Here is a 19711-nt window from a genome sequence, read left to right on the forward strand (position 1 = left end):
CTCGGTGCCTTTCGGTGGATGAGTGGGGCGAGGTGGGGTGGGGCGAGATGAGGTGACGGTCCTTCAGGCGGGCTGCGGCACGTACGCGTGGACGTACTTGTCGAGCACGGACCGGTAGTAGTCGGGGCCGAAGCCGAGGCCGTACACGGTCGGCACGAGCCGGCAGAGCTTGTCGATGGAGACGGGCTGGGCGCCGGAGGCCTCCACATAGGTCTTCTCGGCACTGGTGCCGAGCAGGCCCTCCATGTGGGCGATGACGTCCTCGATGCGGGGGGCCTGCCCGGAGGCGACGTTGACGATGTCGCGGGTGCGGCCGTCGACCAGCAGCGTGTGCACGATCTTGACGACGTCCTCGACGTCGATCAGGTCGCGCTGGGCGCCGCGGTGCACGTGGATCCGGCCGCTCGACAGCTGCCGCACGAGGGCGGGCAGCAACTGATGCGCGGGCTGGTTGAAGCCCACCACGTGGGACAGGCGCAGGATCAGGTACTCGACGTCGGAGGACCTGACCACGGCCTCGAGGGAGAGCTTGTGGCGGCCGTACGGAGTGGCCGGGTAGACCGGCCCGTCCTCACGGCCCGGCGAGGCGTCGGGCACCGAGTACATCCCGGCGGACGCCGTGGAGAAGAACACCAGCCGCTTGCCGTGCTTCTCGCAGTACCGAAGCGTCTCGTAGAGCCGGGCCGACTCCCTCGTGTACTGCTCGGGCGGGATGTCTCCGGCGGCCGAGACCCCGGCGGCGAGCGCCACCACGTCGGGGTGGTGGTCGCTGATGCCCGCCAGATGCCCGGCCAGGAATCCCCTGCCGACGATCTCCATGGGATGTGCCAACTCCTCGTGATGGATGGGTGGTTCACCGGCGGGGCGCGGTGGCCCAGTCGGGGACGGCGGTGATCTCCAGGACAGCGGTGGTGATCGTGTATCCCGCGCCACCGCCGTAGAGCATCACGTGGTCGCCCGGGCTCAACGCCCCCGTACACAGGAGGTGTTCGAGCCCCGCGGCCCAGTCGCCGGCGCCGATGTGTCCGCTGCGACGGGCGAACTCCCAGGTGGTCCGCTCCTCCTCGACCCCGAGCAGGTGGTGGATCTGGAAGGGTCCCTGGATCCGCCCGGTGGACGGGATGACGACGTACGCGAGGTCGGCGGTCTCCAGGCCCGCGTCGTCCAGGACGGCCTGCTTGGCCTCCTGCATGACCTTGCCGAAGCGGATGTTGGTGAACGTCTCGTCGCTGACGGCCCGGTGGGCGTCGCCACGCGCGGTGAGGTCGATCTGCCGTTCGGCGGCGCGTGAGACGGGGGCGAACTCCTCGTCGCCGCGGGCCATCGGTTCGAGGGTGTTGTCGGCGACGGTGGCGGTCGCCACCAGCCGGGCGAAGCCGCCCTCGGTGGACAGGACGGTGGCGGTGGCGCCGTCGGCGTAGGCGTTGCCGTGCCTCAGGCGCCAGCGGTCGGCGCCGGGGCCGCCGAAGCGGTCGGCGGTGGTGAGCATCACCGCGCTGCCGAACCCGGCCGTCAGATGGGCGGCGGCCAGCTCCAGGCCGCTGATGCCGACGTTGCAGCGCTGCTGCACGTCGAGGCCCGGCACGGTGGAGCCGACGGTGCGCTTGGCCACGTAGGAGGCGGCCGGCCAAATGTCCAGCCCCTGGAACCAGGTACTGCCGTGCAGCAGCAGGGAGTACGCCGACTTCGGCAGGCCGGAGCGCTCGTGGGCGGTACGGCCCGCGGCGACGGCCATGTCCGGCGGGGCTGTCCAGGCCTCGCCGGCCGCCTCGCGGGCGATCCGGACGGCCTCGTACCCGAAGTCGTCGATCCACTCCTGGCCGCACTCCCCGGCCGCGACGCACTCCGCGACCGGCACCGGTTCGGGCAGCCAGCTGCCGAGTCCGGCGACATAGACCTCTTTCCAGCGCATCCAGCTACTCCTCCGGCTCGGAACTCGGGCGTTTCGGCATGCGCCCAAGGTCCGCGCACGCTCTCGAACCGCGCTGGAGTCCGGGAGGGGAACGGACGTAGGCGGCGGACTCCAGCGCCGCTCGAGCGGGACCCGAGCGGCGGCCGAGCCGCTGCCGCCACGCTCTGATGCACGACCGGAGGGTGGGCGCGCCACGCCCACCGCCCCGGCACCGACCCCCCACCGACTCCTCGGAGATCCGCCGTGCGCATCCTCTTCACCGCCCATGCGGGCAAGTCGCATCTGCGGCTGCTGATCCCCCTGGCCCAGGCGGCGGTCCGGGCCGGGCACACCGTGGCCGTCGCCGACGACGAGTCGATGCGGGGGGAGAGCGAGAGCTACGGCCTCGCCTTCTTCCCGGCGGGCGTCGACTGGGCCCTCGACCCGGACTGCGTCGCCGCGATCGCGCCCGGCCTGTGGTCGGGGGACCAGGAGGCGTACGAGGACGGGCTCGTCGACTGCATCCTGGGCGCGCCCGCCCTGCGCGCGGCCCGCGACATCATCGCCGCCGCCCGGGAGTGGAAGCCCGACCTGATCGTCCGCGAGGGCGAGGAGATGGGCGGTTACCTCGCCGCGGAGGCCCTGGGCATCCCGCACGTCGCGGTGGCCGGCGGCTCCACGCACCTGCTGACGCCCGCCGTCACCCACGACCGGCTGAACGCGCTGCGCGCCGAACTCGGCCTGCCCGCCGACCCGGACGACAACACCGCCTACCGCCACCTCCTGGTGAGCTGGCTGCCGGCGAGCTGGACCGGGGACGGGCTCGACGGACGCACCCTGCGCCACTACCGCCAGACCACCCCGTTCCGCCGTGACGACCCGGTGCTGCCCTGGCTCGCCGGACTGCCCGACGACAAGCCGGTGGTCTACGCGTCGATCGGCACCATCGCACCGTCGCTGCCCGGGAAGTCGGACGCCGTGCTGGGCGCGGTGATCGAGGCCCTGTCCGGCATCGACTGCACCGCCGTCGTCTCGATCGGCGTCGGTCGCGACCCCGAGGACTTCGGGCCGGTGCCCGACCACGTCCGGCTGGTCACCGAGTGGGTGCCGCAGGACGTCCTGCTGGAGGCCGCCGACGTGTTCATCACCCACGGCGGCCACAGCGGCATCCGCGAGGGACTGCGCTCGGGCACACCCATGCTCGTCACCCCCATGTACGACGACCAGCCGCACTCGGCGGAGCGCTGTGCCGCGCTCGGCTGCGCCATCGACCTGCCCGCCCCCTTCGCGGACGCGGAGACGGTCACCGCGGCCGTCACCGCCCTGCTCACCGAACCGGCCTACCGGCGCCGTGCCGCCGCCGTCCGGCGGGAGATCCTCGCCTGCCCGCCGGTGGAGCGGCTGGTGGCGGACCTGGAGGAGCTGGTGGCGGCCACCCGCACATCCGCCGAGGAGGCGTCATGCGTGTCCTGATCACCGCGCTCGTCCCGAGCCATCTCGTCCCGATGGTGCCGCTGACCTGGGCGCTGCGCGCCGCCGGGCACGAGGTGCTGGTGACCGGGGACGCCGAGCTGGTGCGGTTCGCGGCCGCCGCGGGCCTCGACACCCGCCCGGTCGGCGGCGGCGAACTGCGCCAGCGGCTGACCCGGCCCGGCGCGGTCCGCATGCCCGACCGGGCGGGGATGGACCGCCGCGCGGCGTCCGAGTGGGACGAGGCCGGCGAACGCTGGCGCACCCGGCTGGGCGGCTACATCGACGAGCTCGTCGGGCTCGGCCGGGACTGGGCGGCGGACCTGGTGGTGACCGACCCCGTCGAGTTCGGCGGGCTGATCACCGCCGCCGCGCTCGGCGTGCCCGGGGTCGTCCACCGCTGGGGTCCCGACGACTTCACCAGCCCGCTGCTGCGCCAGGCCAAGGTCCAGCTCGACGGCCTGAGCCGGGAGTTCGGCGCCGACGGCTTCCCGGGCCCGGCCCTGATCATCGACCCGAGCCCGGCCTCGCTGCTGCCCGGCGGTGACAACGTCCCCGGGCTGCTGACCCGCTACGTCCCCTACTGCGGCACCGCCGAACTGCCCGACTGGGCGGTGCGGCGGCCCGAGCGGCCGCGTGCCCTGCTCTGCCTCGGCATGTGGCACGGCCGGCTGCTCGCCGAGACCGGCGAGCTTCCGCCCGGCTTCCGGCACGCGTTGTCCGCCTGCGCCGAACTGGGCGTGGACGTGCTGTTCCCGATCGACGCCCAGTACCACCCCCTGCTCGGCGACGTGCCGGACACGGTGCAGGTGGTGGACCGGTTCCCGATCGGCCCGCTGATGCGGCACACCGCGCTGACCGTGCACCACGGCGGCAGCGGCACGAGCATGACGTCCTTCGCCTCCGGTGTGCCGCAGCTGGTCCTGCCCGGCGGCAAGCCGTTCCTGCAGACCACGGGACGGCTCGTGGAGGCCTCCGGCGCCGGGCGCAACCTCGCCGGGGAGCAGGAGCAGCGGGACGCCGGGCTGGTCCGGGCCGCACTGGCCGGACTGCTCACCGAGGAGCACTACCGCAAGGCCGCACGCGCGGTCGGCGAGGAGATCGCGGGCCTCCCCGGCCCCGCCGAACTGGTCCGCACCCTGGAGGGGTTGGTCTGACATGCGTCCGCTCACACAGCACGTACAGGAAAGGGAACAGGTGCCACCCCCCATGGCAGAACAGCACGGACCGCCCGCGGTCGTCTTCGAGGGCGTCGTCAAGGCGTACGGCGACGTCCGCGCCGTCGACGGGATCGACCTGACGATCCACCGCGGCGAGACGGTCGCCCTCCTGGGCCCGAACGGCGCGGGCAAGTCCACCACCATCGGCATGCTCCTCGGCCTCTTCCCGCCGGACGAGGGAACCGTCGAGGTGTTCGGCAAGAAGCCCGAACTCGCGATGCGCGCCGGCCACCTGGGCGCGATGCTGCAGGAGGGGAAGATGATTCCCCGGGTGTCGGTCCGTGAGCTGGTCGACTTCGTACGCGGGACGTACCGCGACCCGCTGCCGCTCCAGGAGGTCCTGGAACTGGCCGAACTCACCAAGATCGCCGACCGGAGGGTGGACCGGCTCTCCGGAGGCCAGGCCCAGCGGGTCCGCTTCGCGCTCGCCCTGGCCGGCGACCCCGACCTGGTGGTCCTGGACGAGCCGACGGCCGCCCTCGACGTGGAGTCGCGGCGCGAACTGTGGGCCGCGATGCAGCGCTACGCCCGGCGCGGGAACACGGTGCTGTTCTCGACGCACTACCTCGAGGAGGCCGACGACAGCGCCGACCGGGTGATCGTGATCGCCGCCGGCCGGGTGGTCGCCGACGGCACGACCTCCCAGATCAAGAGCATGGTCGAGGGACGCACGGTCAGCTTCGCGCCGCGCGGCGGCCCGAGCGACGGCTACGACCTGCTGCCCGGCGTCACCGCGGTGGAGTTCCACGGCGGCCGGGTGCACCTGCGCACCACCGACTCCGACCGGACCGTCCACGCGCTGGCCCGGGCGGACGCCTTCACCGACCTCGAGGTGTCGGGCGTCGGCCTGGAGGAGGCCTTCATCGCACTGACCCACCGCGCGCGCCACCGCGAAGCCTCCCCGGAAGGACGGAGCCTCTGATGCTCGGCTACATCCGACTCGAGATCCTGCGGCTCGTCCGCAACGGCGGCTACCTGATGATGAGTCTCGTCATGCCGGTCGGCATGTACGTGACCTTCGCGGGCGGCGGCCCGGACCAGCGGTCCCTCGCTCAGGCCATGGTCGGCGCGGCGGCCTTCGGCGCCCTCGGCGTGGTGATCACCAACGGCACCGGGATCGCCGAGGACCGGGCGCTGGGCTGGCTGCGCCAGCTGCGGCTGACCCCGCTGTCCCCGGTGCAGGTGGTGGTGGCGCGGGGCGCGGTCGCGACCTGCCTGGCCATCCTGCCGATCACGGTGATCTCGCTGATCGGCGTCTTCTACCGGGGCGTCCACCTCGGCTTCGGCACCTGGCTCGCGGTGTTCTTCCTGCTGTGGTTCGGCATCGCCCCGCTCGCGATGCTCGGCATCGGCATCGGCTACCTGTTCAAGGCTCAGCTCGCGCAGATCGCCGGCACCGTCTCCTACCTGTCGCTGACGCTGCTCGGCGGCCTGCTGCTCCCGATCGACAACTTCCCGCACTGGGCGCAGCAGGTGTCCCGGGCCACCCCGGTCTTCCGGTACGCCCAGCTGTCCTGGAACGCCGCCGACAGCGCGGCTCCCACCCTCGCCGGAGTGGGCGTCCTCGCGGCCTGGACGGTTCTCCTGGCCGGTTTCGCGGCCTTCGCCTACCGGAGGGGCGGCCGCCGCGCCTGAGCGTTGCGCCGATCCGCAGTGCCCGCAAGGGGGGCCACCCCCTTGCGGGCGCTTTCGCGTTCCTACGGCGCGCGAGCCGCATTCGAGTGACCCGCCGCACCCTTGCCCTGCCACTGACCGGACGCGATGGAGTGAGGCAACTGGATGCGCGTGTTGTTCGTGGGTCACGGCCCGGCCCATATCCCCTGGATCATCCCGCTCGCCTGGGCCTCCCGGCTCGCCGGGCACGACGTACGGGTGGCGGTGCGGCCGCAGTGCGTGGCACCGGTCACCCGGGCCGGGCTGGTCGCCGTGCCCGTCGGGGACGAGGCCGCGGCCGGCGCCGTGGCCGCGCGCCGGCTGCCCCTGGGCCCGGGCCGGCTGCGGCCGGCCGACCGGACGGCCGGTGCCCTGGACGCCGACGTCGCCGACACCCTCGTCGAGAAGATGATCGCGGTCGCCGACACGCTCACCGACGACCTGGTCGCCTTCGCCCGCTTCTGGCAGCCCGACATCGTCGTCCACGACACCGCCGCCGCCGCGGGCCTGGTGGCCGCGGCGGCCGTCAAGGTCCCGGCCGTCGGCCACACCTGGGGCGTCTCGCTCGGCGTGCACTGCGAGAACGACGCCGACCTGCGGCCCTCGTACGCGCGGCTCTTCGAGCGGTTCGGCGTCGACCCGGTGGTCGGCCCGTCCGTCTGGATCGACCCGTGCCCGCCGGGTCTGCGCCCTCCGCACCCCGTGCGCCGGGCCGACATGCGCTACGTGCCGTTCGCCGGGCCGGCCGCGCTCCCGCCGTGGCTGCGCACCGGGCGGGACTCCGACCGGCCGCTGGTGTGCGTCACCGGCGGGGTCACCACCACCGCTCTCGACGAGGTACGCGACCAAGTCGTCGCCGGGCTGCGCGAGCTGGGCGCGGACGTGGTCCTCGCCCTCACCGCGGCCCAGGCGGAGAGCCTGCCCGAACTCCCGGACGGAGTACGGGCCGTCGAGTCCTTCCCGCTGGACGTGCTGCTCGCCCACTGTGACGCGCTGGTGCATCACGGTGGTGTCGGTAGCGGGCTGATCGCCGTCACGCACGGCCTGCCGCAGCTGCTGCTCCCGCAGAACGCCTTCCAGGAGCACTGGTCCCATCTCGTCAGCGCCTCCGGAGCCGGCACCGCGCTGCCCGCCGACGCCGGCGAGGGCGCGGTCGGCACGGCCCTGCGGGGCCTGCTGGCCCGCCCCTCCTACCGGCAGCGGGCCCGCGCGCTGCGGGCCGAGATCGACGCGATGCCCACCCCCGACCGGCTCGTGGGCTTCCTGGAGGAGTGCGCGAGAGCCGGTCACACCGACGTCCCCACTCCCGCGGAGGCAGGAAGACGATGACCGTGCAACTCCTCGCGCCCGCCGTGCAAGCCGAGGCGCCCCGGTTCACGCGGGGCGCGACCATGCACGCCCTGTTCCAGGACGCGGCCCGCCGCTTCCCGGAGGCGACCGCGCTCGTCCACGGCCCGGCCCGGGTGTCGTACCGCGAACTGGACGCGGCCTCGGACACCCTGGCGGCGCTCCTGCAGGAACAAGGGGTGCGGCCCGGCGACCTGGTGCCGGTGCTGCTGGAGCGCGGCACCCGGCTGATCGCGGTCCTGGTCGCGCTGTTCAAGTGCGGGGCCGCCTACTCCGTCCTGGACCTCCGCTGGCCGGCCGAGCGCCTGCGCACGCAGATCGGCCAGCTCGACGCGCCGCTGCTCGTCACGGCCGAAAGCGGTGCCTGGCCGGTGCCGGCGTGGGCGCCGCCCGCCGAGGACCTGACGGTCACCGCGGCGCGCGGGCTGCGTCCGGCGCCGGTGGCGGTGAGCGGCGGTGACCCGTGCGCGGTGTTCTTCACCTCGGGCACGAGCGGCGCGCCCAAGGGCGTGGTCTCCACCCACGAGAACGCGGTGCGCCTCTTCGACGAGCACACCTTCGCCGAGCTGGGCCCCGGCACCGTGATGCCGCAGACCGCGCCGCCGACCTGGGACGGCTTCACCCTGGACTGCTGGAGCATGCTGCTCACCGGCGGCACGACGGTGCTGCTCGACGAGCCGGTGCTGGTGCCACGCGCCCTGCGCACGCTCATCGCCGAGGACGGCGTGAACGCGGCGTTCATGACGACCCAGCTGTTCAACATGCTGGTCACCACCGACGTGGGCGCGTTCGCGGGCATGAAGTGGCTGGCCGTCGGCGGCGAGCGGGCCGCCCCCACCCGCATCCGCCGCTTCCTGGCCGAGCACCCCGGCATCCGGCTGCTCAACGTGTACGGTCCCGTCGAGTGCGGGGCGATCGTCACCGCGCACGACGTCCGCCCAGAGGACTGCGACGACCCCGCCGGGATCCCGCTGGGCCGCGAACTCGCCCACACCGACATCGTGGTGCTCGACGGCGACCGGGTCTGCGCCACCGGGGAGACGGGCGAGCTGTGCCTCGGCGGCCCCGGCCTGGCCCGCGGCTACCTCGGCCGGCCGGAGCTGACCGAGGCGGTCTTCACCACCGTCGGCGGCCGGCGCGTCTACCGCACGGGCGACCTGGGCCACCGCACCGCCGAGGGCGTCCTGCACTACACGGGGCGCGGCGACCGGCAGATCAAGGTCCGCGGCCACCGGATCGAACCCGCCGAGGTCGAGCGGACCGTCGAGCGGGTCCCCACGGTCACCGGGGCGGCGGTCGTGCCGCTGCCGAAGCCGGACGGCTCGTACCACGGCCTCGCCCTCTTCTACACGCGCGCCGACGACCGCGGCACCGGCCCCGAGGAGCTGCGCGAGCGGCTGGCGTCGCTGCTCCCGGAGTACCTGGTCCCCCGCCATGTCCACCTGCTGGACCGCTTCCCGCTGCTCGCCAACGGCAAGCTCGACCGGCGCGAACTCGCCGCGCGGGCCCGCACGGAGCAGCCGGCCGGACCGGGCTCCGGCGGGCCGGCGCTCGACGGTACGGCGGGCACGGTCGCCGAGGCGTTCCGGACGGTGCTGGGCACCGGTCCCGTGCCGGAGCACGCGTCGTTCTTCGAACTCGGCGGCAGCTCGCTGGACGCGGCCCGGCTGTGCCAGCACCTGGACGACGCGCTGGGCGCGGCCGTGCAGCTCTCGCAGCTCTTCCGCACGCCGACGGTGCGGGGCCTCGCGGACTGGCTGGACTCCGCCCCGCGTGCGGGCGAGCCGTCGGGCACCGGCCCCGAGGAGACTCCGGGCGAGGTCGTCCTGCCACCGCAGCAGGCCGGCTTCCTGTGGGCCGGCGCCCACGACAGCACCGGTATCGGCGGGCTGTGCCGGCTGACCTGGTGGCTGTCGGGCCCGGTCGACCTCGCCGCCCTGGAACTGGCCGCCGGTGACGTACAGCGGCGCCACCAGTCGCTGCACGCCCGGTACGTGCTGCGCGAGCAGACGGCGCTGGCCGTGCTGCCCGAGCGGCCCGCGCCGGCCGAGTTCCTGCGCCTCCCGGACGCCGAGGACGAGACGGCCGCGGTCGAGCGGTGGCTGGCTGCGGCGTTCACCCCGCTGGCCGTGGGCGAGGGCCGGGTGTGGCGGTGCGCGGCACTGCGCAGCCGGGACACCGGCCGCACCCTCTTCGGTCTGGTCGCCCACCACGTCGCCTTCGACGGCGCGTCCGAGACGGTCCTCGCCGCCGACCTCGCGTTCGCCTACGCGGCGCGCGCCGAGGGCCGCGCGCCCCGCTTCCCGGCCCCCGCGGCGAGCCTGGACCAGATGGCCGCCGACCACCGGCGCGCCCTGTCCCGTGCCGATCTGACCGCCCAACGCGCCTTCTGGGAGGAGCTGCTGGACGAGCCGGAGCCGCTGCGGCTGCCCGGCCGGACCGGGAGCACCCGGTCGGCGGGACCCAAGCACGGCCGCTCCCTGCACCTGCGGGGCGAGGAGCTCGCCCGCTGGGACGCCCGGGCCCGGGCCCTCGGCACCACCCGTTTCGCCCTGCTCGCATCGCTGTTCGGCGTCGTGCTGAGCGAGCTGAGCGGGCAGCGCGACATCATGGTCAAGGTCCCCGTGGCCCGGCGTGGCAGCGGTGTGCTCGCGACGGCGGTGACCTGCCGCGTCGACCTGGTGTACCTGCGCTTCCGGCCGCCGGGCACGGCGGACACGGCGGCGCACACGGACGCCCTGGCGAGCGCCGTGGCGAGCACCGACGCGTCGCTGGCCGCCATGGAGCTCGGCGGAGCGGCCCTGGACCACATCCTGGTGTGGTCCGGCGGCAGCGAGGCACTGCCCTCCATACCCACCTTCCTGATGCAGGACGACCCGGCCCCGGTGTTCGAACTCCCTCGCTGCACCGCCGAGTTGCTGCGCATCGACAGTCCCGTCATGTCCACCGAGCTGGAGCTCGACGTGCGCCTGCGCGGCAGCGGCGCGGACGTGACCGCCACGGTCCGCACCGACCGGCTGCCCGCGGAGCTCGCGGACGCCGTCGTGACCGCCTACGCCGAGGCGGTACGGCGCGGACCGACCGAGCTGCCCGCCGACCCCGAGGACCCCTCATGCGCGTACTGATCCTGAGCACCCCCGAATCCACCCACTTCACGACGATGGTCCCGCTGGCCTGGGCACTGCGCGGGGCCGGGCACGAGGTGCTCGTCGCCGGCCAGCCGGACATCGTCCCGGCGGCCCGGTCGGCCGGCCTGTCCACGGTCACCGTCGGCCGCGCGTTCCACGCCAAGGACCTGCTGAGCCCGCCGCTGCCGCCGGACCGGCGCCCCATCGAGGTGGCGGGTCCGACGACGCCGAAGATGATCGCCATCGGCTCCAAGGTGTGGGTGCTGCACGCCCGTTACCTGTTCCCGCGCTACCTGGAGGTGGCCCGGCAGTTCCGGCCCGACCTGGTGGTGTCGGAGCAGATGGACTACGCGGCCCTGCTGGTGGGCGGAGTCCTGCGGATCCCGGTCGTCTCGCACCGCTGGGGCGTCGACCCGCTGAGCCCGCTGATGCGGGAGACCGCGGTCGACTTCCTGCGGGGCACCTGCGACCGCAACGGCATCGAGGGCGGGCTTCCGCTGCCGGACGTCGTCCTCGACCCGGCGCCGCCGGAGCTGCTCTACCCGGGCACGCCGGCGGCGACCCCGATCCGGCACGTCCCGTTCAACGGCACCGGGGCCGTCCCCGCGTGGCTGCGGCGGCCCGGCGACAAGCCGCGGGTCGTCGTCTCCATGGGCCGGCAGACGATCGCGCTCGGCGGGATCCCGCTGTTCCGCACGGTGATCGAGGCGTTCGGCCGGCTCCCGCACCTCGAGGGCGTGTTCACCGTCCAGGACGAGTACCTGGACGCGCTGGGCCCCGTTCCCGCCAACGTGCGGCTGATCTCACCGGCGCCGCTGAGCGGGTTCCTCGGCGGCTGCGCGGCGATCGTGCACCACGGCGGCGCCAACACCCTGATGACGGCCACCGGGGCCGGCATCCCGCAGCTCGTGCTGCCGCAGCTCGCCGACCAGTTCGCCGGCGGCGAGCTGCTCGCCGCCACCGACGCCGCCATCTCGCTCGGCACCGCCGACGAGCAGAACGACCCGGCGACCGTCGCCGAAGCCCTCGACCACCTCCTCGGCGCCGGGCGCCACGCGAAGGGCGCCGCCGAACTCGCGCGCTCCGTCGCCGCCATGCCGAGCCCCGCCGCCGTCGTCCGCGACCTGGAGAACCTGCGATGCGCGTCCTAGTCATCAGCACCCCCGTCGACACCCACTTCCTGCCGATGCTGCCCCTGATCCGGGCGCTCGCCGACGCCGGGCACGAGATCCTGGTGACCGGCCAGCCCGACGTCACCGACGCCGCCGAGGCGGCCGGGCTGGCCACGGTCACCTTCGGGGAGGCCTTCCACCCCGAGGACCTGCGCGGCGGCAGGCGGCCCGCCGGCAAGCGCCCCATCGAGGTGTCCGGGCGCCCGGACCGGCAGCAGATCGGCGGGGTCGCCCAGGTGTGGCGCAACCACGTCCCGTACTTCCTGCCGGACTACCTGGAGGTGGCCCGCGAGTGGCGGGCCGACCTGGTGCTGTCCGAGCACATGGAGTTCGCCGGGTCGATCATCGGCGCGGTCCTCGGCATCCCCAGCGTGCAGCACCGCTGGGGCGTCAACCCGACCTCCCCGGCCATGCTCGGCTTCGTCCGCCTCTACCAGGAACCGGTCTGCGCGCGGGTCGGCCTGGACTCCGTACCGGTGCCCGACCTGCTGCTCGACCCGGCGCCGCCGTCCCTCGCGGACCGCGAGGCACCGGCCGCCGAACCGATCCGCCCCGTCCCCCACACGGAGCCGGGCGGCCCCTGGACGTACCGCACCCCGCCGGGCCGTCGGGTGGCCGTCGCGCTGGGCGGGCACACCCTGGACCTCGGTGGCGCGAGCCTGCTGCGGCGGGTGGTGGACGTGCTGGGCCGGGTGGACGGTGTCGAGGCGGTGGTGTCCGCGGCGCCCCGGCACCGCGAGGCGGTCGGCGCCCTTCCGGACGGGATGACGTACACCGAACTGACCGCGCCCGGCTCGCTGTTCCCGGAGGCCGACCTGGTGGTGCACCACGGTGGCGCCGGCTCCACGCTGGGTGCCGCCGCCCTCGGTGTTCCGCAGCTGGTGCTCCCGCAGCTCGGCGACGCCTTCGTGGCCGGCGACCGGATCGCGGGCGCGGGCGCAGGGCTGACGCTGGACTCGGCGGAGCTCCAGAACGACCCGGCCCGGCTGGCCGACGCCGTACGGGCGCTGCTCGAGGAGCCCGCCCACCGCGCGGACGCGGCCGCCGTGCGCGCCGAGACCGACGCCATGCCGGCGCCTCCCGACATCGCCGTACGGCTGGAGCGGCTGGCGGCCCGGCAGGGGGTGCCGGCATGACCGTGGAGGCGCCCGTGGCGCGGGCGGAGAAACCGGCGAAGGAGCCCAACCCGCACGGCATGACCGACGTCCAGGTGCTGGTGTTCATCGTGTGCGCGATGGCGACCATGACCCTGGCCCTGCTCGACGGCTCCATCGTCTCCTCCGCCGTCCTGCCGATCGTGCGCGACCTCGACCCGGCCCACGGTATCGACCGCTTCCCCTGGCTGATCACGTCCTATCTGCTCGCCGCGACCGCCGCCCAGCCGCTGTACGGCAGGCTGAGCGACAGCTACGGGCCGCGTCGGATCTACCTCACCGCGCTGGTCACGTTCCTGGCCGGTTCCGCGCTGTGCGCGAGCGCGCAGTCGCTGACCCAGCTGATCTTCTTCCGTGCCGTGCAGGGGCTCGGCGGCGGCGGCCTGATGAGCATGACGCTGATCGTGATCGCCACGCTGTACCCGCCCAAGACCCGCGCGGGGCGCTCGAACACGGGCGGCGCGCTGATCGCGGCGGGCATCGTCGCGGGCCCCGCGATCGGCGGCCCGCTCAGCCAGGAGCTGTCCTGGCGGTGGATCTTCCTGCTCAACGTGCCGCTCGCCGGGCTCGCGCTCGCCGGCATCACCTGGGCGCTGCGGCTGAACGTGCGGGGGACCCGGCAGCCGGTCGACTTCTTCGGTTCGGTCCTGGTCGCCTCCGCCACCTGCGCGCTGCTGCTCGGCGTCAAGACCTACGGCGAGCAGCACTCGTTCTCGGGCTCGGTGGTGCCCTACTTCTACGGCGGCCTGATGATGTTCGTGTTCTTCGCGGTCCGCCAGCTGAAGGCGGCGGACCCGCTGATGCCGCTGACCCTGTTCAGGGACCGGGTGTTCCGGCCCGCCGCCATCCTGCAGTTCGTGGGCGGGTTCGCGCTGCTGTCCCTGCCGGTGTTCCTCATCAACTACCTGAACATCGTGCGGGGGGTGGACCTCGACGCCGTCGGGCTGCACCTGATCCCGCTCGCCGTCGGCGTGGTCCTGGTCTTCGTCGTCTGGGGCCGGGTCATCGCCCGCACCGGACGCTGCCGGCCCGTCCTGATCGGCACCACGGCGACGGCGGTCGCCGCGACCGCCGGGCTCGCCCTGACCGTGGCCGACGCTCCCCTGTGGCAGCTGGACGTGCTGCTGGTGCTGCTCGGCGCCGGCCTCGGCGGGGTCACCCAGATCGCCCTGTTCATGACCCAGTCGGCGGCCGACCCCGAGCAGCTCGGCGTGGTCACCACCACCTCGCGGTTCGCCACCATGCTGGGGACCACGATCGGCGGCAGCGTGCTCGGCGCGGTCCTGAGCGCCCGGTTCGCCTCGTCCGCCAAGGCCTCCGGGATCGCCGACCCCGATGCCGCCGCGGCCCGCCTCGCCGGGCTCCCGCCCGCCGTCCGGCACCTGGTGCGGGCCGCCTTCGCCCACGCCACCGGCACGGTCCTGCTGACCGCCGCCGGACTGCTGCTGCTCGCCCTGATCACCGCACTGCTGATGGGCGAGGTCAACGTCGACGAACTCAACGAAGCCGCCGAGGAGGCACGAGAAGATGCGCGTACTGATGCTGAGCACCCCCTTTCCGACCCACTTCACCCCGTTGGTCCCGCTGGCCTGGGCACTGAAGGGGGCGGGCCACGAGGTGACGGTGGCCGCCCAGCCTGATGTCACCGACGCGGCCCGCGCGGCGGGGATCACGGCCGTCGACATCGGCGACCGGTTCCACGGCCTGGACGTCCTCCAGCGCCATCTGCCGCCCGGGGTGCGCCCGCTGGAACTGATGGGGCCCACCCCGCCGGAGAAGATGGCGGGCACCACCAAGCTGTGGGAGACCCACGCCCGGTATCTGCTGGGCTCCTACCTGGAGTTCGCCCGCGACTGGCGTCCCGACCTCGTCGTCTCCGAGCAGCTGGAGCTGGCGGGGCCGGTCGTCGCCGCGGTGCTCGGGGTGCCGTCGGTGCAGGTGCGCTGGGGCGTCGACCCGCTCAGCGGCCCGTCCCGCGCCTCCGCCCGCAACTTCCTGCACGGCACCTGCGTCCGGCTCGGCCTCGACGGTCTGCCCGACCCCGACCTGCTCCTCGACCCGTGCCCGCCGGCCCTGCGCCATCCGACCGCCCCGCCGGGCAGCCCCCTCGGCCACGTCCCCTACAACGGCGTGGGCACCGTGCCCGAGTGGCTGCGCGTCCCGGCGCCGGAGGGAGTGCGCCGGGTGGCGGTCTGCCTGGGCAACCAGACGCTGGTGCTCAACGGCAGCGGGTTGTTCCGCACGATCATCGAGTCGTTCGAGGGGCTCACCCGCGTGCAGGCGGTCGTCACCGCCGCTCCCGAGTACCACGAGGGCTTCGGCCGGCTCCCGGACAACGTGCGGGTGGTCGAGCCGGTGCCGCTCAACCTCTTCCTGCGGGACTGCGACGCGCTGATCCACCACGGCGGCGCCAACACCACCATGACCGGCTGCCACTTCGGGCTGCCGCAGGTCGTCCTGCCGCAGCTCGTCGACCAGTTCGCGTCGGCCGAGCTGCTCGCCGCGGCGGGCGCCGCCCGGGTGCTCGGCGAGGCGGAGCCGCAGAACGACCCGGCGCTGGTCCGGGCCGCCGTCACGGACGTCCTCACCGACGACCGGTACCGGAAGAGCGCGCGGGAGCTGCGCGACGACATGGCCGCGATGCCGAGCCCGGCGGAGATCGTGGCCGACCTGGAGCGGCTGGCCGCCGGCGCCTGACCGGCACGACGAGAAGGGCCCCGACCGGATCTTCCGGTCGGGGCCCTTTCGGTTCGGGGATCAGCCGCGGTTCTTCTTCAGGGCGTCACTCACGAACTTGGCGGCGAGGATCAGCGCGACGGTGACACCGAGGCCGATGAAGAGGTGCGTCATGGTGTTTCTCCTTGTGTGAGGGGTTGCGATGTGAGGGGTCGAGCGGTGGAGAGGTGGGACGTCGTGCGGTCGGGCGGTTCAGCGGGCGACGGCGGCACGCTGGGCGCGGAGCACGCCCCACAGCGCCGCCGGGGTGGCGAAGGTCGCGGCGGTGAGGGTCTCCTCCGGGAACTCCACGCCGTAGGTGTCCTCCAGGCGGACCAGGAGCTCGATGGTCGCCATCGAGTCGAGACCGGCCTCCTTGAGGTCGCGGGCCGGGTCGATCGGGTCCTGGCCGGCCAGCCGCGGCAGGACGGAGCGCAGCAGCTGCTCGAAGTCGTGGTCCGGGATCGTCGTCATGATGTCTGCTCCTTGGGGGCGTGGGCGTGTCGCTCGTGGCGCAGCCGCTGCTTGTCGGTCTTGCCGTTCGGGGTGAGGGGCAGCTCGTCGACCGGGTGGCAGGCGGCGGGGACCTTGGCGGCCTCCAGCCGCTCGCCGAGCTGCTCGAGCACGGCGTCGGGGGTCAGCTCCGTGACGGCGTACAGGGTGAGGTCGTGGCCGTCGGCCGGGGCGAGCGCCGCGGCGGCGGTGACGCCGGGGATGTCCAGGGCGGCTGTCTCGATCTCGAGGGTGCCCATGCGGACGCCCTTGCGCTTGAACAGGTCGTCCCGGCGGCCCTCGAAGTAGAGGTGGCCGTCCGCGTCCAGGTGGCCGTAGTCGCCGGTGTGCAGGGTGATCTCGCCGGTGACCGGGTCGGGGCGGAAGCGCAGCGCGGTCTGCTCGGGAGCGCGCCAGTAGCCGGCCATGACGTGCGGGCCGCGTACGACGATCTCGCCGACGGTGCCGGGCGGCAGCGGGGTGCCGTCGTCGTCGAGGACCAGCACCTCGGTGCCGTCCAGGGCGCGGCCGACCGAGCCGGGCCTGGCCAGGTCGCCGTCCGGTTCGAGGACGGTGATCCGCTTGCACTCGGTGGTGCCGAACATCGGCGACACCCGGGCGTGCGGGAAGGCGGCGCGCAGCCGGGCGATGACGGGCGCGGTCAGGGCCGCGCCGGTGTTGGTGAACAGCCGCACCGGGGGCGCCGCCCGGCGGTCGCGGCGGGAGAGGGTCAGCAGCATCTCGGCGAGCGACGGCACGAGCGGTACGACGGTCACACCGTGCTCGTGCAGGGTGCCCAGCAGCCGTACGTGGCGGTCGGGTTCGGTCAGCACCAGCTGGGCGCCCGCGAGCACCGAGAGGAAGATCTGGTAGAGCCCGTAGTCGAACGACAGCGGCACGGCGGCGAGGACGACGTCGTCCTCCCGGTAGTCCAGCCGGGCCTGAATGGCGCGGGCCGCGAAGACGATCGGGGCGTGCGGGCTCGCCACGGCCTTGGGGGCCGAGGTGGAGCCGGAGGTGTAGATCAGCAGGCCGAGGTCGTCGGGGCGCACGGGGGCGGTGTCCTCGGCGGCGCCGGCGCCGGAGCCGCCGCGCAGCCGCTCCTCGGCGCCGGCCCGGGCCTCGGCGAGCGACACGACCGGGCGGTCCGTCAGCTCCCGCAGGACGGAGGCGTCGTCGCCCTCCTGCGCGACCAGCAGGACGGGGTCGCTGTCCGGCACCACGGTGTTCAGGTGGAAGCGCTTCATCGCCGGGTTGACCGGGACGAAGACGATCCCGCGGCGCAGCGCGCCGAAGAGCAGGGCGGTGAACTCGCGGACGTTGCCGACCCGGGCCAGCACCCGGTCACCGCGGCGCACGCCCCGGTCCTCGGTGAGCCAGTCGGCGTACGCCCGTGACCAGGCGTCGAGTTCGGCGTAGGTCCAGGCTCCCGAGGCGTCCCGCACGGCGGGGGCGTCGGGCCGGGCGGCGACCGCCGCGGCGAGCAGGCCGTCGACGGTGTCGGCGGCCACCAGTGTCTGAGTCGTCATTCGGCAACCTCTTGGGGCGATCGGGTCCGTCGGAGCGGAGGTCGGTCCCGGCCAGCGTCACCGCCCCCGCTCGACCTCCGGTGGAGCCGCTCTCGCACCACGGCGGCCTGCCCGCGCTCAAGTCCGCTGCGAGGAGCCGGTCCGATGGTGACCGCGGCAGCAAGCCCCATGAAGACGACGACCCCGCCGCGACGACGTCCGACGGGGAAGGAGGCAGCACAGGATGAACGCGGAATCCCGGCAGTCCGGCGGCTCCGGCGGCGCAGCACCCGGCGGTCGCCCGCTGGACCTCGGCGTCTTCTTCTTCGCCGCGGTCGGCGACCGGTCCGAGGACACCTACCGGCTGATGCTGGACGCGGCGCGCCGCGCCGACGAGCTCGGCTTCGGCTTCGTGTCGACGCCCGAGCGCCATTTCCACCGCTTCGGCGGCGCCTTCCCGAACCCGGCCGTCACCTCGGCCGCCATCGCCGCCACGACCCGGCGGATCCACATCCGGGCGGGCAGCGTGGTCACCCCGCTGCACCCGGCGTCGCGGATCGTCGAGGACTTCGCCGTGGTGGACGGCATCTCCGGCGGCCGGGTGGGGATCTCGGTGGGGTCCGGCTGGAACGTCAACGACTTCGTCATCGCGCCCGGGAAGTACGAGACGCGGCGCGAGCAGATGGTCAAGGACGTGACGGACATCCGCGAGGCCTGGCGCACCGGTCGCTGGAGCGGCACCACCCCGCTCGGCGACGAGGCCTCGCTGCCGCTGTACCCGCGCCCGGTGCAGCGGGAACTGCCGGTGTGGATCACCGCGTCCCGCAGCGAGGGCACCTTCGTCCAGGCGGGCCGGCTCGGCTGCAACATCCTCACCCATCTGGAGAACCAGAACGTCGAGTCGCTGGCCGACAAGGTCGCCCTGTACCGCGCGGCCCGCGCCGAGGCCGGTCTTCCGGGCCCCGGCACGGTCACCGTGATGATGCACACCTACGTGGCCGAGACGTCCGGGCAGGCCCGTGAGACCGGCGGCGGGGCCCTGCGCGACTACCTGCTGTCCGCCATCGACCTGGAGGCCGGCGCCGTCCAGGCGGGCGGCCGGATGAGCGGCGACAAGGAGGGCCGGGACGTGCTGTCCGCGGCCCGCGCCCAGCGGAAACTGGCCGAGCTGGGCGTCAACCGCTACCTGTCCGGCAACTCCCTGATCGGCTCGGTCGAGGAGTGCGTCGAGACGGCCCGCAGGGTGCGCGCCGCCGGCGTCGACGAGATCGCCTGCCTGGTGGACTTCGTGCCGGACGCGGAGCAGGTGCTCGGCTCGCTGGAGCTGCTCGACGCCGTACGCCGTGACGCCGCGCGGGCCGCCGAGCTCGTGGCGGCCCGCTGACCTCAGGAGGTCCCCCGTGCCGACGATCCTCGCCGTGTCCGGCAGCCCGTCGCCCGTCTCGCTCACCCACCGGGTGCTCACCCGCGCCGCCGAACGGCTCGGCGCACGCGGTCACCTGGTCGACGTGCTCGCCGTACGCACCCTGCCGGCCGCCGAACTCCTGGCCGCCGACACCTCTCACCCGGGCGTCGCCGCCGCCGCGCGGCGGTTCGCCGAGGCCGACGCGGTGGTCCTCGCGACACCCGTGTACAAGGCCGGGTACTCCGGCCTGCTGAAGGCCTACCTGGACCTGCTGCCCCAGTTCGCCCTGGACGGCAAGGTCGTTCTGCCGCTGGCCACCGGCGGCTCCCTCGCCCATGTACTCGCCCTCGACTACGGCCTGCGCCCCGTCCTGATGTCGATGAAGCCGGCCGCCGTCGCCGAGAGCTTCTTCGTGCACGCCGAGCGGGCCGAGGCCATGGGCGACCTGCTCGACTCCGCCACCGACCGGTTCGCGGAACTCGTGGAAGCCCTGCACCGACCCGCCCGCCGTCCGGCGCCGGCGGCCGCCTGACCCATGACTGTCACACCGAACTCC

General features: G+C 74.1%; 16 protein-coding genes. 12 read left to right on the forward strand and 4 right to left on the reverse strand.

What is annotated here, in order from left to right:
• Positions 1-63 precede the first annotated feature (63 nt).
• A complete protein-coding gene (locus tag PV343_RS28025; RefSeq protein ID WP_319149773.1) occupies positions 64-819 on the reverse strand; it encodes an NAD-dependent epimerase/dehydratase family protein in 756 nt (251 codons plus the stop codon).
• A gap of 34 nt (positions 820-853) precedes the next feature.
• Positions 854-1912: a ketoacyl-ACP synthase III family protein gene (locus PV343_RS28030; protein ID WP_319149774.1), complete on the reverse strand. Its 1059-nt coding sequence runs from the start codon at positions 1910-1912 to the stop codon at positions 854-856.
• Positions 1913-2155: 243 nt separating this feature from the next.
• Between PV343_RS28030 and PV343_RS28035 the strand changes: the two genes are divergently transcribed.
• The 10 genes from PV343_RS28035 (at position 2156) to PV343_RS28080 (ending at position 15732) form a co-directional block, all read left to right on the forward strand.
• Positions 2156-3364 (forward strand): glycosyltransferase, encoded by a 1209-nt coding sequence (locus tag PV343_RS28035; protein WP_319149775.1) that lies wholly within the window; start codon positions 2156-2158, stop codon positions 3362-3364.
• Positions 3352-4518, forward strand: coding sequence for a nucleotide disphospho-sugar-binding domain-containing protein (locus PV343_RS28040; protein ID WP_319149776.1), 1167 nt, complete (start codon positions 3352-3354; stop codon positions 4516-4518). The genes PV343_RS28035 and PV343_RS28040 overlap by 13 nt, the downstream gene beginning before the upstream one ends.
• Positions 4519-4570: 52 nt before the next feature.
• A complete protein-coding gene (locus PV343_RS28045) occupies positions 4571-5503 on the forward strand; it encodes an ABC transporter ATP-binding protein (protein WP_319149777.1) in 933 nt (310 codons plus the stop codon).
• Positions 5503-6216: an ABC transporter permease gene (locus PV343_RS28050; RefSeq protein ID WP_319149779.1), complete on the forward strand. Its 714-nt coding sequence runs from the start codon at positions 5503-5505 to the stop codon at positions 6214-6216. The genes PV343_RS28045 and PV343_RS28050 overlap by 1 nt, the downstream gene beginning before the upstream one ends.
• 144 nt (positions 6217-6360) lie before the next feature.
• Positions 6361-7563, forward strand: a complete 1203-nt coding sequence (locus PV343_RS28055) for a nucleotide disphospho-sugar-binding domain-containing protein (protein WP_319149780.1) — start codon at positions 6361-6363, stop codon at positions 7561-7563.
• Entirely contained in the window at positions 7560-10706 is a 3147-nt protein-coding gene (locus PV343_RS28060) for an amino acid adenylation domain-containing protein (protein WP_319149781.1), read from the forward strand. The genes PV343_RS28055 and PV343_RS28060 overlap by 4 nt, the downstream gene beginning before the upstream one ends.
• On the forward strand, positions 10694-11860 hold the full coding sequence (locus tag PV343_RS28065) for a nucleotide disphospho-sugar-binding domain-containing protein (protein ID WP_319149782.1): 1167 nt from the start codon (positions 10694-10696) through the stop codon (positions 11858-11860). Before PV343_RS28060 ends, PV343_RS28065 begins: the two co-directional genes overlap by 13 nt.
• A complete protein-coding gene (locus PV343_RS28070) occupies positions 11848-13017 on the forward strand; it encodes a nucleotide disphospho-sugar-binding domain-containing protein (protein WP_319149783.1) in 1170 nt (389 codons plus the stop codon). Before PV343_RS28065 ends, PV343_RS28070 begins: the two co-directional genes overlap by 13 nt.
• Positions 13014-14675 carry an MFS transporter gene (locus PV343_RS28075; RefSeq protein WP_319149785.1) on the forward strand — a complete coding sequence of 554 codons (1662 nt, stop codon included), beginning with the start codon at positions 13014-13016 and terminating at the stop codon, positions 14673-14675. Before PV343_RS28070 ends, PV343_RS28075 begins: the two co-directional genes overlap by 4 nt.
• Positions 14563-15732 (forward strand): nucleotide disphospho-sugar-binding domain-containing protein, encoded by a 1170-nt coding sequence (locus PV343_RS28080; RefSeq protein ID WP_319149786.1) that lies wholly within the window; start codon positions 14563-14565, stop codon positions 15730-15732. Before PV343_RS28075 ends, PV343_RS28080 begins: the two co-directional genes overlap by 113 nt.
• Before the next feature lie 231 nt (positions 15733-15963).
• On the opposite strand, the gene PV343_RS28085 is transcribed toward PV343_RS28080, so the two are convergent.
• Both PV343_RS28085 and PV343_RS28090 read right to left on the reverse strand, forming a co-directional pair.
• Positions 15964-16224, reverse strand: a complete 261-nt coding sequence (locus PV343_RS28085) for an acyl carrier protein (protein WP_133921213.1) — start codon at positions 16222-16224, stop codon at positions 15964-15966.
• Positions 16221-17771 carry a class I adenylate-forming enzyme family protein gene (locus PV343_RS28090; protein ID WP_319149788.1) on the reverse strand — a complete coding sequence of 517 codons (1551 nt, stop codon included), beginning with the start codon at positions 17769-17771 and terminating at the stop codon, positions 16221-16223. The genes PV343_RS28085 and PV343_RS28090 overlap by 4 nt, the downstream gene beginning before the upstream one ends.
• Before the next feature lie 223 nt (positions 17772-17994).
• Here PV343_RS28090 and PV343_RS28095 point away from each other — a divergent pair, with 223 nt between their 5' ends.
• Positions 17995-19134: a MupA/Atu3671 family FMN-dependent luciferase-like monooxygenase gene (locus tag PV343_RS28095; RefSeq protein WP_319149789.1), complete on the forward strand. Its 1140-nt coding sequence runs from the start codon at positions 17995-17997 to the stop codon at positions 19132-19134.
• Between the two features lie 16 nt (positions 19135-19150).
• A complete protein-coding gene (gene ssuE / locus PV343_RS28100) occupies positions 19151-19687 on the forward strand; it encodes an NADPH-dependent FMN reductase (RefSeq protein ID WP_319149790.1) in 537 nt (178 codons plus the stop codon).
• Positions 19688-19711: the final 24 nt, after the last annotated feature.

The organism is Streptomyces sp. WI03-4A, from assembly GCF_033792105.1.
Classification (GTDB): Bacteria; Actinomycetota; Actinomycetes; order Streptomycetales; family Streptomycetaceae; genus Streptomyces; species Streptomyces collinus_A.

Bases quoted from the DNA above. Each gene is read 5' to 3' on its own strand.
- PV343_RS28075 (WP_319149785.1), top strand. From the start codon at position 13,014: ATGACCGTGGAGGCGCCCGTGGCGCGGGCGGAGAAACCGGCGAAGGAG.
- PV343_RS28085 (WP_133921213.1), bottom strand. From the start codon at position 16,224: ATGACGACGATCCCGGACCACGACTTCGAGCAGCTGCTGCGCTCCGTC.
- PV343_RS28065 (WP_319149782.1), top strand. From the start codon at position 10,694: ATGCGCGTACTGATCCTGAGCACCCCCGAATCCACCCACTTCACGACG.
- PV343_RS28055 (WP_319149780.1), top strand. From the start codon at position 6,361: ATGCGCGTGTTGTTCGTGGGTCACGGCCCGGCCCATATCCCCTGGATC.
- PV343_RS28095 (WP_319149789.1), top strand. From the start codon at position 17,995: ATGAACGCGGAATCCCGGCAGTCCGGCGGCTCCGGCGGCGCAGCACCC.
- PV343_RS28045 (WP_319149777.1), top strand. From the start codon at position 4,571: ATGGCAGAACAGCACGGACCGCCCGCGGTCGTCTTCGAGGGCGTCGTC.
- PV343_RS28040 (WP_319149776.1), top strand. From the start codon at position 3,352: ATGCGTGTCCTGATCACCGCGCTCGTCCCGAGCCATCTCGTCCCGATG.
- PV343_RS28080 (WP_319149786.1), top strand. From the start codon at position 14,563: ATGCGCGTACTGATGCTGAGCACCCCCTTTCCGACCCACTTCACCCCG.
- PV343_RS28050 (WP_319149779.1), top strand. From the start codon at position 5,503: ATGCTCGGCTACATCCGACTCGAGATCCTGCGGCTCGTCCGCAACGGC.
- PV343_RS28025 (WP_319149773.1), bottom strand. From the start codon at position 819: ATGGAGATCGTCGGCAGGGGATTCCTGGCCGGGCATCTGGCGGGCATC.
- PV343_RS28030 (WP_319149774.1), bottom strand. From the start codon at position 1,912: ATGCGCTGGAAAGAGGTCTATGTCGCCGGACTCGGCAGCTGGCTGCCC.
- PV343_RS28090 (WP_319149788.1), bottom strand. From the start codon at position 17,771: ATGACGACTCAGACACTGGTGGCCGCCGACACCGTCGACGGCCTGCTC.
- PV343_RS28060 (WP_319149781.1), top strand. From the start codon at position 7,560: ATGACCGTGCAACTCCTCGCGCCCGCCGTGCAAGCCGAGGCGCCCCGG.
- PV343_RS28070 (WP_319149783.1), top strand. From the start codon at position 11,848: ATGCGCGTCCTAGTCATCAGCACCCCCGTCGACACCCACTTCCTGCCG.